Source organism: Bacillus sp. ES1-5 (assembly GCF_022487605.1).
GTDB lineage: Bacteria > Bacillota > Bacilli > Bacillales > Bacillaceae_G > Bacillus_A > Bacillus_A wiedmannii.
In genome coordinates this window covers 369,953-382,480 of record NZ_JAKVPU010000003.1, presented here as the reverse complement: position 1 = coordinate 382,480, position 12,528 = coordinate 369,953, and the positions used below count along the sequence as shown (strand labels likewise).

Annotated in this window: 11 protein-coding genes; 3 read left to right on the top strand and 8 right to left on the bottom strand. The window is 40.6% G+C overall.

Annotation, left to right across the window (positions count from 1 at the left end):
- Positions 1–21: 21 nt before the first annotated feature.
- The 4 genes from MKO96_RS14195 to MKO96_RS14180 all read right to left on the bottom strand — a co-directional run bounded on the left by MKO96_RS14195 (position 22) and on the right by MKO96_RS14180 (position 6,553).
- Positions 22–2,535, bottom strand: a complete 2,514-nt coding sequence (locus MKO96_RS14195) for a BC_3345 family exosporium-associated protein (RefSeq protein WP_240587818.1) — start codon at positions 2,533–2,535, stop codon at positions 22–24.
- A gap of 23 nt (positions 2,536–2,558) precedes the next feature.
- Positions 2,559–5,066 (bottom strand): collagen-like protein, encoded by a 2,508-nt coding sequence (locus MKO96_RS14190; RefSeq protein ID WP_240587817.1) that lies wholly within the window; start codon positions 5,064–5,066, stop codon positions 2,559–2,561.
- 147 nt (positions 5,067–5,213) lie between these two features.
- Entirely contained in the window at positions 5,214–5,969 is a 756-nt protein-coding gene (locus MKO96_RS14185; RefSeq protein ID WP_240587816.1) for a class I SAM-dependent methyltransferase, read from the bottom strand.
- Between the two features lie 41 nt (positions 5,970–6,010).
- Positions 6,011–6,553, bottom strand: coding sequence for a CGNR zinc finger domain-containing protein (locus tag MKO96_RS14180; protein WP_240587815.1), 543 nt, complete (start codon positions 6,551–6,553; stop codon positions 6,011–6,013).
- Positions 6,554–6,665: 112 nt separating this feature from the next.
- On the opposite strand from MKO96_RS14180, the gene MKO96_RS14175 reads away from it, so the two are divergent.
- The gene (locus tag MKO96_RS14175; protein WP_240587814.1) at positions 6,666–7,862 is read left to right on the top strand and encodes an MDR family MFS transporter; all 1,197 of its coding nucleotides are present in this window, start codon (positions 6,666–6,668) and stop codon (positions 7,860–7,862) included.
- 82 nt (positions 7,863–7,944) lie between these two features.
- Here MKO96_RS14175 and MKO96_RS14170 read toward each other — a convergent pair whose 3' ends face one another.
- Positions 7,945–8,859 carry a tetratricopeptide repeat protein gene (locus MKO96_RS14170; RefSeq protein WP_240587813.1) on the bottom strand — a complete coding sequence of 305 codons (915 nt, stop codon included), beginning with the start codon at positions 8,857–8,859 and terminating at the stop codon, positions 7,945–7,947.
- 298 nt (positions 8,860–9,157) lie between these two features.
- On the opposite strand from MKO96_RS14170, the gene MKO96_RS14165 reads away from it, so the two are divergent.
- Complete coding sequence (locus MKO96_RS14165; protein ID WP_240587812.1) at positions 9,158–9,538, top strand: hypothetical protein; 381 nt, start codon at positions 9,158–9,160, stop codon at positions 9,536–9,538.
- A gap of 75 nt (positions 9,539–9,613) precedes the next feature.
- On the top strand, positions 9,614–9,841 hold the full coding sequence (locus MKO96_RS14160; RefSeq protein ID WP_240587811.1) for a DUF3923 family protein: 228 nt from the start codon (positions 9,614–9,616) through the stop codon (positions 9,839–9,841).
- Positions 9,842–9,936: 95 nt separating this feature from the next.
- On the opposite strand, the gene MKO96_RS14155 is transcribed toward MKO96_RS14160, so the two are convergent.
- The 3 genes from MKO96_RS14155 to MKO96_RS14145 form a co-directional block, all read right to left on the bottom strand.
- Complete coding sequence (locus tag MKO96_RS14155) at positions 9,937–10,485, bottom strand: DUF2179 domain-containing protein (protein WP_000938441.1); 549 nt, start codon at positions 10,483–10,485, stop codon at positions 9,937–9,939.
- 200 nt (positions 10,486–10,685) lie between these two features.
- A complete protein-coding gene (locus tag MKO96_RS14150; protein ID WP_046957915.1) occupies positions 10,686–11,099 on the bottom strand; it encodes an ATP synthase subunit I in 414 nt (137 codons plus the stop codon).
- A 52-nt stretch (positions 11,100–11,151) separates the two neighbouring features.
- Positions 11,152–12,480, bottom strand: coding sequence for a hemolysin family protein (locus MKO96_RS14145; protein ID WP_240587810.1), 1,329 nt, complete (start codon positions 12,478–12,480; stop codon positions 11,152–11,154).
- Between the last annotated feature and the right edge of the window lie 48 nt (positions 12,481–12,528).

Here is a 12,528-nt window from a genome sequence, read left to right as displayed (position 1 = left end):
TCCTTGTGTTTTTTATATTCCTTATAATATTCTCACTACATTTAAACTTGCCGTAATCGCGCCTGCTATAGTGGTTACATGCCCTACACCTAACGGACCATTTTGTAGTACTAATGTTGAATTAGCACTCGTTACATTCACAAGAAGTGTATTTGAAATGGCTGGCTCGATTACTACAGTTGCTGTCGTTACGTTTTGTATAAAACTCCCTGTTAGTTGAGCTCCATTTAATAGTAATCTGACAGATACTGTCTCATTCCCAGCATTTGCATCCCCTTGGAAATAGTAGCTTACTAAATATATTCCTGGCGTGGATACTGTAACAGTTGTAGCACTAGTTAAAGATACACCAGTTCCATATACAGTGGATCCCGAATTAATTGGAATGTTGGCATTTGCTGCAATTGTACTTGTTGAGGTAGAGAAGAAATAGCCGCCACCTGTTGATATTGCAGATGATCCAGTTGCACCTGTTAAGCCGGTTGGACCCGTGGCACCGGTTGGGCCTGTTACTCCCGTTCCCCCTGTTGCTCCAGTTATTCCTTGTATGCCTTGTATTCCTGTCGGTCCTGTTGCACCAGTCGCTCCAGTTGCTCCGGTTGCTCCAGTTGCTCCAGTCACACCTTGTGGACCTTGAATTCCTTGGATTCCTTGTGGGCCTGTTATTCCAGTAACTCCAGTTGCTCCCGTCGGACCCGTTATCCCCTGTGGACCTTGGATTCCTTGGATTCCTTGTGGACCTGTTACTCCCGTAGGGCCGGTCGCCCCTGTTAGACCGGTTGCCCCTTGCGGACCCTGAATTCCTTGGATTCCTTGTGGACCTGTTACTCCCGTAGGGCCGGTTGCCCCTGTTAGACCGGTTGCCCCTGTTGATCCGGTTATTCCTTGGATTCCTTGAGGTCCAGTTGGGCCCGCCTGCCCAATCGGACCTTGAATTCCTTGCAGACCTTGAATTCCCTGTGGACCTGTTGGACCTTGTATCCCTTGTATTCCCTGAATTCCTTGCGGGCCTGTCGCACCGGTTGGACCTGTTGGACCCCCTGGACCTTGCACTCCTTGTATTCCAGTCGCACCGGTTGGACCTATACCTCCTTGTGGTCCCTGAATTCCTTGGATTCCTTGAGGGCCAGTTGGACCTGTTATACCACTTATCCCTTGCACTCCTTGTAAACCTTGAGGGCCGGTTGGACCGAGTGGACCTTGGATTCCTTGCAGACCTTGTAAGCCTGTTGGTCCAATTGCTCCCATTACTCCTTGCTCACCTTGTATTCCTTGTATTCCTTGCGGGCCTGCCTGCCCAATTGGACCTTGTGCCCCTTGCACTCCTTGTTGACCTGCCTGACCAGTTGCTCCTATCAGTCCTTGTACTCCTTGTAACCCCTGTAATCCGGTTGGACCGGTTACTCCCATTACTCCTTGCGGACCTTGAATACCTTGGTCACCCGTTGGACCAGTTGCCCCCATTGGTCCCTGTACTCCTTGCAAACCTGTTAAACCAGTTACCCCTGTCGGTCCCTGTATTCCTTGCACTCCTTGGATTCCAGTCGCTCCTGTTGCTCCGGTCGATCCAGTTGCCCCTGTTGCTCCAGTCGGACCCGTTGGACCTCCCGGTGATCCTGCTGGACCGGTTGGACCGGTTGGACCTCCTGGCGGACCGGTTGGACCCGTTGCTCCGGTTGGACCCGTTGCAGATCCAGTTGGACCTGTTACTCCCGCCTGACCTGTCGAGCCTGTTGGACCTGGATCTCCTTGCAAGCCAGTTGCCCCTGTTGGTCCTATTACACCTTGCACTCCTTGAATTCCTTGAGAGCCGGTTGGACCGGTTAGCCCCATCTCACCCTGTGGACCTTGTAAACCTTGAACACCAGTTGCCCCGGTTGGTCCCATTGGCCCTTGTTCCCCTTGTATCCCTTGAGAACCTGTTGGACCGGTTGGACCGATTTCACCTTGAATGCCTTGTATTCCCGTTACACCTTGTAAACCACTACTCCCTAAATTCCCTTGAACACCTTGTATACCCGTATTTCCTGTCGGGCCGGTCGGACCTATTTCACCTTGCACTCCTTGTATACCTTGTATTCCGGTTGGACCGGTTGGACCGATTTCACCTTGCATACCTTGTATTCCTTGTATTCCGGTTGGACCGATTTCTCCCATTGGCCCAGGTATACCTTGTATCCCTTGAATTCCAGTTGGGCCAGTCGGACCTCGTTCGCCTTGAATACCTTGAACACCTTGTATTCCTTGCGGACCTTGTTCTCCCATCGGTCCTTGACTACCTTGAGACCCTTGCGGTCCTGTTAAACCGGTTGGACCGGTTGGACCAATTTCTCCCTGTACCCCTTGCACTCCTTGAATTCCTGTTGGACCCGTTGGACCGATTGGACCTTGTACGCCCTGTATTCCTTGCGGGCCAGTCGGTCCACCTAAAGAACCTGTCGGACCCGTTGGACCAGTCGGTCCCGTAATACCTGACGCCGGAAAAGGAATAGGTGCTTGAAACTTACTACACTTATCTTGATCCCTCACAAGCATCTCCCCCCGTTATAACTAACGTATCAAACTATTTTTAATACATTTAAACTAGCTGTTATCACACCAGATAATGTCGTTACATGCCCAATAGCTAATGGGCCATTTTGTAAAGATAAAGTAGCATTTGAAGAAGCAACATTAATGACCATCGTATTAGAAATTGCTGGTTCTAATACAAAAGTACCTCCTGTAACATAAAAAATAAAACTCCCTGTGACTTGTGTTCCATTTAACGTCAGCCTCACTGAAATCGTTTCATTCCCCCCATTCGGATCACCTTGAAAATAATAGCTGACTAAATATATTCCCGGCGTACTTAACGTTACAGTTGTTGCATTTGTTAAACTGACATCAGAACCAAAAACTGTAGACCCGGAATTAATTGGTATTAATGCATTCGCTGCAATTGCACTCGTTGAAGTAGAAAAGAAATAACCGCCACCGCTAGGTAAACCAGTCGCTCCTGTTGCACCTATTATTCCTAAGGAACCTATAGCCCCTATACTACCAGTTGCGCCTGTTGGTCCCACAACTCCAATCGACCCTTGACTACCTTGCGCTCCGGCTGGCCCTACACTACCGCTAACCCCTGTCATTCCACTTACTCCAGTTGGACCTTGCAAACCTTGAACTCCTTGTATGCCTTGTATTCCTTGTGGACCCGTTGCACCTGTATTGCCTGTCGTTCCCGTTATTCCCTGTATTCCCGTAATCCCTTGAACACCTTGCAAACCTTGTGGTCCAGTTCCCCCGGTTGCTCCAGTAGCTCCAGTTTCACCCGTTGCACCAGTAATTCCAACATTTCCTTGTGGGCCTTGGGGTCCTTGACTACCTTGTGCCCCTTGGACTCCTTGAGGGCCAGTTATACCGACTTCCCCTGTATTCCCTTGGGGACCTCTAATTCCTTGTGCACCTGTCGGACCTGTTATTCCTTGTATTCCTTGCATACCTTGAGAGCCTTGCGCTCCTGTTGGACCTACTATACCTTGTATTCCTTGAGGGCCTTGCAAACCAATAGCTCCAGTCGGCCCTATTATTCCTTGCACTCCTTGAGGACCTTGTGCACCTTGCGGACCTGTCAATCCCGTTGTCCCTTGTATCCCTTGAACTCCTTGTATTCCTTGTACTCCAGCTGCCCCTGTTTCTCCTCGGATTCCTTGTGCACCTTGTATGCCTTGTGCTCCTGCTGGACCGGTTGCTCCTTGGATTCCTTGTGCACCTTGAACTCCTGCCGCTCCTGTTGTGCCTGTGGGACCTAGTATCCCTTGTAACCCTTGTATGCCTTGTGCTCCTGTTGGCCCCGTTATCCCTTGTATTCCTTGCACACCTTTAGAACCTTCTGCACCAGTTGGACCGATTTCCCCCTGCGGACCTTGTATTCCTTGAGGACCTTCTACACCGGTTGCTCCTGTTATTCCTTGGTTACCTTGAGAACCTTGTGCTCCTTGTACGCCAGCTACACCAACTACACCTTGAGAACCTTGTGCTCCCCTTACACCTTGAGCACCAGTGGGACCAGTTATACCTTGTAACCCTTGCGCTCCTATTGCACCAGTTCCCCCGGTTACACCCTGTGCACCAGTTGCGCCCGTTGGACCTGTTGGCCCCCCAGGCGGACCGGGTGGACCCGATGGACCAGTCACTCCACTAGATGGACCAATTGGACCGGTTGTTCCCGTCGGAGCACCCGGAGGTCCTTCTGGTCCTTGCATACCAACACTTCCAGTTGCTCCTGTTATCCCTCGTACTCCTTTTGCTCCTTGAAAACCTGTGGATCCGTTTGTTCCTTGTATTCCTTGAACACCTTGTGGACCTTGAGGACCTATTACACCTGTTATCCCCTTTATTCCACTTATACCTTGAGGTCCTTGTATTCCAGGAGAACCAGTTGGGCCAGTTACACCTTGTATCCCTTGATCGCCTTGGTGTCCTTGTTCTCCAGTAATTCCTTGTATTCCTGGTTGGCCTTCTTCTCCTTGTATACCTGTAGTTCCATTCTCTCCTTGTATTCCTTGCGCTCCTTGGAGACCTTGAGGGCCTGTTACACCTGTAATACCAGCTTCACCTACCACGCCTTGCATTCCTTGGGCTCCCGTTTGTCCTCGTTCGCCTATTTCTCCTTGTATTCCTTGGGCGCCTTGTATACCTTGACTACCGGCAGGACCAATTACTCCTTGTATCCCTTCTAATCCTTGTACTCCAATATCACCTGTTGGACCTTGGTTTCCAATTAACCCTTGAGGACCTTGTAAGCCAACTGGACCAGTTACACCTCGCTCTCCAGTATCACCAATGACACCTTGTATTCCTTGAGCTCCTGTTGTCCCTCGTGGACCTTGTATTCCCTCGATACCTTGAGGACCTTGTGGACCAGTTGCTCCTCTAGGTCCAGTGATTCCCGGAGGCCCGACCGGACCTTCATGCCCTCCAGTTGGACCAGTTGGGCCACTATTACCAGTAGGGCCAGTTGCTCCTATAAGTGGAAGAGGCAGTGCCACTCCAAATTTTTTGCACTTTCTATGATGACGCACAACAATCCCCCTTCCCCAAAATAATTACATCTTTTATATGAAATGCATTTTTATAAGAAAAGTACACACCTGACCTCATTTTTTAAAAAATAAAGAAGCCTATCATTTCATTCATTTGAAATGATAGGCTTCTTTTTATAAAATAATTTACTTCCTCGCCTTAATAATAAAAGTAGTTGGCACCATTCTAGCTTTATATAAAGAATAATATTTCGTAGACGGCTCAGCTGTTTCTTCATCAAATATACGAGACGGTTCAGGCTCTTCAATCCTCTCAATTGTAAAACCAACTCTATTTAACTCATTTATGTATGTACTCATTTTTCGTTTATACAATGTCGCTTGTACATCCTCCCCTTTAAATGTTTCAAACGTAATAGGAGTTTCTTCATGATAAGAGGACTTTAAAAGGATTTCTTCTGTACCATACTGTAAGTTTGCATATACGGGATGCTCCCAGCTAAAAATAAAACTTCCTCCTGGCTTTACATATGAATAAATCAGTTCCAACGTTTTTCTTAAATTCGAAGTCCAACCTAATGCATAAATGGAGTATACAATATCAAAATACCCTTTCGGAATATCTCCTTCCTCTTCCATTGCTCCGCATACTAACTTTGGATTCCAACACTTTAACGTTTCATTCGCTGTTTTAATTTGTTCACTTGAAAGATCAAGCCCCCATACGTCCTCTGCCCCATGTTCCGCCATATATCGCAACGAATGCCCACTTCCACATCCAATATCAAGAACCTTTTTATCTCTAATTGAATCAAACAAATGAATCTCATCTTCAGACGCTGTATACGGACCATATTTCGGTAAACAATCCACTTGAAAGAAGTATGGTGCAACTGTATCCCAGCACTTTTTATTTAAAGCTAACATTTGTGTACTTTCCATACGCTTCATTCCCCCATCCTATTTTCTTCCCCTAATATTAATTACACATCATAACCCGATCTCCCTTTTCTCTTCGCTCGGTAGTTTTTTACTTTTGCAATTGTACCGCACGCTCTTCCTCCTTCTTCTCCAGCGTACATACCGCACCATCTTTTACTTCCATTTCGCGAATGATCATAAAATACCCAGCGGCAATCTGGACATGCTTTTAACCTTCCCCACAAATTTTCTTGAATCGCCATTAACACAATGCTTAATACTTTTGTATATACATTCTCTTCATGCACAGGCCCATATGTAATACCTTTCATATCTTCCTTTATCTGTACATGAAAAGGGTATTTCTCTAACCACTTTTGCAATGATTTTCCACCTTCAATTGCCACCCGAATATCTTCTCGAAAACTTTTTAATTCCTCTATCGTATGAAATGGAAGCTCTTCATGAAAATATTCTTTCACAAAAAGCTTTATATCCTCTTCTGTTTGCAGCATATCAATTGGCTCTCTCGTATCGTTTGGTATTTTCCATGTATTTAAAAATTCCCGAATATATTCTAGTTCATTTGGTGCATTTTGATTCAATTCCATCCACCTTCTTCTCAAAATTTACTTTTTTCTGACTTTATGTATAATTATAATATAAAATAGTTAACCATCAATTAATTTTACTGGTTACATAATTAGGAGGAGTTCTATGAAAAGTTTCTCAATACCGATACGTTTCATGCTTATTTCTTCATTTTTTATGTCTTTTGGGTATTTTGCAGTATACGCATTTTTAGCTATTTATCTATTAACCTTTCTCCATTTTTCAGCTGTTCAAGTAGGAACGGTGTTGACGGTTATGACAATCACATCACGAGTTATCCCATTATTTTCAGGATTAATTGCTGAAAAAATCGGCTATATCATTATGATGGTAGCCGGATTATTTTTAAGAGGAATCGGATTTATCGCTTTAGGAATATGCTCTGATTTCCATACAATTTCCATTTCTTCTGCACTTATCGGTTTTGGAACTGCATTTTACGAACCTGCTGCTCGCGCCATATTCGGCTCACAACCAGCTCATATGAGAAAAAATTTATTTACATATTTAAACCTTAGTTTTAATTGTGGTGCAATAATCGGACCAATTGCAGGAGGTTTTTTACTCTTACTCAATCCAATCTATGCTTTCTCCCTAACAGGATCTCTTATGCTGTTATTCGCTTTTATCTTTTACTTACTTAAAAATCACTTCCAAGTCAATACTGAAAACACGTCTATTACATTAGGAATACAGGCCATCTTACAAAACAAGTCTTTTCTTCTGTTTTCATTTATCATGATTTTCTTCTATATTATGTTTACTCAGCTTACTGTCGCACTTCCACTTCATATGAAAAACATTAGTAATAGCAACCAGCTCGCTGCATTAGTTATTACGATAAATGCAATAACTGGCGTTATATTTATGGTACTATTCCGAAAAATTTTTCACAAATACAACACACTTTCGATTATTAAATACGGTGTTTTATTAATGAGTATTTCCTTTTTACTCATTCCTTTATTTCAACACCCATATTGGCTATTTATTTGTGTAATTTTATTTACAATCGGTGAAACACTCGTATTACCTAACGCTGATATCGCTATTTCAAATTACAGTAGCGAATCATATACAGCTACTTACTTCGGATTTTATCAACTATCACTCGCATTTGGTTTTATCATCGGTAATTATACCGGTACATCTTTTACATCCAACTTGAATGGAATGTATACACCATGGCTTATTTTCGGCGGAATGGGACTTATTGGTTTTATTTCTCTTCATATCTTAAATATTAAACAAGGGGGCTCTAAAGAAGATATATATCTATGTAATGATACGAAACATCTTTAACACATTACAATTGAGATGGTACCTTTAGAAAAGCAACCTATAATAAAAAGATTCGACCATCATATTTGACAGTCAAATCTTTTTATTTTTCATATTCAAGATGATTATGTCTTTTACAACCAAATAAATAGCAACCCCCTAAATGATAAGTTTCAAATTCTAACCCTGGAACATATCCAGATTTGATACGTTCTATCATTGTTTTATAACAATTATTCTCTTCTGTATATTCCTCAATTAACTCTGTCTTATCTTTTTCTGTCCAGTTTTCTTCTACTTCTTCATTTTGAACATCTTCTATTTCTGCTGTTTTCGCTTCGATAGATTCCCGTATAACTTCATTTATACGCGTGAAATTATTAGCTTTATATAGTGCATAAACAAACCTACCAATCCAATTGGGACTTTTCCAAACTTCTTTGTATCCCTTTTCGAAACATTGAATGGCTTCGTTATAGCAATTCAACTCAACATATAAATCTGCTACATGAATTTCTCCTACAAAATCATCAGCTTTCCTGTTAAAAGCATCTAACTTCTCTTTCGCTTCTGTCGTTCGCCCTAAATCAATTAAACATTTTACATAGCTATACATTATATAGTCCGAATCCCTTGCAACTCGCAAGAAAAATTCCGAAGCTTTTTCTAACTCTCCAAGGTTATAATGCGCTACAGCTACATTGTGAAATGCTTCACCCGATGGTTGCATCGAAATAGACTTTTGTAATACTTCTTTCGCTTCTTCCCACTTTTTTTGTTTTATGTAAATGTCCCCTAAGATGTTATAAGGAAAGTACGAGGAAGGATTCAACTTAATAACTTCTTTTATTAATTCAAGAGCTTTATCATCATTCTCTTCCTCATAAAAGTACATCCAAGCAAGATTATTGAGAGATTGTACACCTCTAGATTCATGTACTGCTTGTTGAAACAGTGCCATTGCTTCCTCATATTCATTTTGTTCAAACATTTCAATTGCCTTCTCGTTAATATTCAAGTAACTACCTCCGAAGCGAATGAATTCATTTATCTCCTATCATCATTTTAATATGCAAAAATTGTAATTTCCATAAAAAAATTTCTTTCACCTGGCTACATTTCGATTGAAATAGAAGCTAAAATACACGAATTTACAACAATAAGTAAACTTTTCAGTCTCCCTTAAACTGGATATACAGCCTGTTTTATTTTACATATTATGGTACAATCAAAATGAGTATTAGCTAAATATTTACGCTCCACACTAGCAGTCTAACAATGCCAAAATCAAAAATCACTTGAAAACGGGGGATGTTATGAAAAAGAAGTTACTTACTCTTCTATTCACCGGAATCATATTATCAGGATGTTCAACTATAGCAGAAAACTCTTTAGAAACCGGAAACGGCAGTATGAAATTATTAACACCAACGATTACAACAAAAGATAATGAATTAGAAATTAAGACTGAAGGTATTGATGAAAATAAACTAACTTTTATTTATGTTGCCAATAAAAAAGTATTGGAACAAAAAATAAAGAATGGTGAACCTTACAAACTTAACATTAAAGATATTGAACACGCTCATAGGACAGATTACAAACCAAGAGTTCAACTTTTGCAAACGAAAGATGATACTCAAGATGGAGACATGGTAACCTTTAAACAAGTTAGATATACAGTTAAAAAAAATTAATTTTATAGGTATTTCATTATAAATGTACCGAACGAAAATTCACTTTTAACAAAGGGTAAATGTAAGGGTGCTAGCATGAAAAGAAGATGGATTTATTGGTGGATTGGTAACATATTTTGGATTATAGCTTTCGGGATATTGGCAGCTATCATTTGGCTAAGAGAGGTTGATGGGACCGGTGTTACTCAAACACCTGAGCTGAAATTAATAGCCTTTATCGTTTTATTAATTGCATTTATATTACCAATAATTATTCAAGTTGTATGGTTACTTGTTAATCTGAGAAATAGCAGAAAAAAATAATACATAAAAAAGAGAGGAATCTTTTTCAAACTAGATTCCTCTCTTTTTATTTTGGGATTATGCCGTGCTTTTAAAGCTGCACTACTCCCTTTTCTTTATGATGCATGTTCATCTTTCTTCTTCATTAACGCTCTTTTCTTCATCGCCTTCGTTAAATATCCGCCTTTAAATGAACGGATTTCATAAGAAGACATAAACGCTTTTGGTGCAATTTCATTAATAATTTCTAACAGTTCTTTTTCTCTAGAACGCTTTGCAACGATATCTAAGCGATAACGTATTGAATTAATTCCTTCGCCTTCAAATACTGTAACACCAAATCCTGAGTGACGTAGTTCATCTACTAATTCATTACAACGGTCTAGCAAACTAACTTGATACGTAATATATCCAATTGCTAATTTATTCTCTATATAACCGCCTAATAATAGTCCCGTACTAAAGCCAATGACATAGGCAACGATGTTCATCCAATTTGATAAATCTTGAAACACAATACCTAAACTGACAATGTAAATAGCTCCTTCTAACAATCCAACACCAGCAGCGGATCTTGTTTGATTCTTTACAAGCAAAATCGTACGGATTGTCAAAATTGGAACGTAAATAATTTGAAGCACAAAAATAAGTAACGCTTGTAACATTGGTATCCACCTCTTTCAAAAAGTCTTTTGTCATAATAACATACATAACCTTTAGAAATCGATGGGTTTTTAAATTTTTTTACATTATTTTTCATACTATTGAAAAACGTAAAAAAGAAGCGTATTATATTTGTCGCAAATTTGATTCCTTCCATTAGCTCGCTTAAATACAAAAAAGGAACCCCATTAGGCCCCTTTCATCATAGCTCTATGTTTTTCGAAGCATGTTCCCTTTGCTTCTCTTCCTCTTTCACTAACTGCATATTTGCATAAGCTAAATTTGCAATCATTAAAAAGTGACCACCTAAAATGCCTGTACCAAATGCCCACATTTCCATTTCATGCTCGATTTCATACATGATGATAGCTCCTAAAATGGCTGCTGCAAATCGGTTTAGAACTCCTAATCCAGGAGCCTTTTCTTTCATTACGATACTTTTCCCAAGTTTCTCCACTCTGCGAGCTAATAACCAAAGGCAATATGCACTTACAGCTAATCCGATACCAAACCCTGTTACTTGTTTTCCAAACGGAGTAATCGTCCACATTAGTAGTAAACCACTAAAGATCGCATACAATTGTAATCGATATACACGTAAGGCTGCTTGAATCAAAATATCCGCTCCTAATTTCGCATTTTTTATACTTTAGAAAAAAAGCAGCAACTTACACAGTTGCTGCTTTCTCTTCTTCTTGCTCTTGTTCCATTTTACGAATTTCAACACGTTTAATTTGGTAAGCGTCTTTTTCTAACACTTTAAATTCATAACCTTCCGCCTCAACATGTTGTCCTTCTTCAATTTCATGATTTTGCATCATAATCCAGCCACCGATTGTATCCACATCATCTTCTTCAATGTGTAATCCAAACAAATCTTTTACCTCTGAGATAAGCACTTTTCCATCAACGATTTTATGGTGCTCATTCACATGCTGAATTGGTGGTGCTTCATCTTCATCATATTCGTCACGAATTTCGCCGACGATTTCCTCCAAGATATCTTCAAGCGTTACAATTCCTGCTGTTCCCCCGTACTCATCATATAAAACAGCCATCGGAATTCGCTTCTTCTGCATTTGAAGTAGTAAATCGTGAATTGGAGTCGTTTCCATCACTTCAATAATCGGACGCATATACGAGCGAATGGATGATAAATCTTTTTGATCTTCGGTCATATATCGAATAAAGAAATCTTTTACGTTGACCATACCGATAATATCATCTTTATCTTCTCCAAAAATCGGATAACGTGTGTATCGCTCATTTTGGATTACTTTCATATGTTCTTCTACTGAATCTTCCAGGTAGAAACCAATGATTTCTGTTCGCGGTACCATAATTTCTTTTGCAATACGATTATCAAATTCAAAAATGTTATTTACATACTTGTATTCAGCTTGATTAATTTCGCCACTTTCATAGCTATCTGAAAGGATAAGACGTAATTCTTCTTCTGTATGAGCTACTTCATGTTCTGAGGCTGGTTTTAAACCGAATAAACCAGTTATCACACGCGCTGAACCGTTCAATACCCAAATAAATGGATACATGATTTTATAGAACATCATTAACGGAGTTGCCAATAATAGCGTTACTTTTTCAGCCTTTTGAATTGCCAGCGTTTTCGGAGCTAATTCTCCTACTACAACGTGTAAATACGTCATTAGCATAAAAGCAAGACCAAATGTTAACACTGATGAGATAGAAGGGTTTAAGTTCCATTTCTCAAATAACGGGTGTAGTAACTTTTCAATTGTCGGTTCACCTAACCAACCTAATCCCATAGCTGTAACTGTAATACCTAATTGACAAGCAGATAAATATTCATCTAAATTTGTTGTTACTTTTTTCGCTGCTAAAGCACCGCGTTTTCCTTCCGCAACAAGCTGATCGATACGACTTGAACGTACTTTTACAATCGCAAACTCTGCTGCTACGAAAAATCCAGTAAATGCGATTAAAATCGCAACCATGACTAAATTAAATATTTCCAATGAATCCCCCTAGTTTAAAAAACTAAGGTGTCCACCTCCTGTATACTA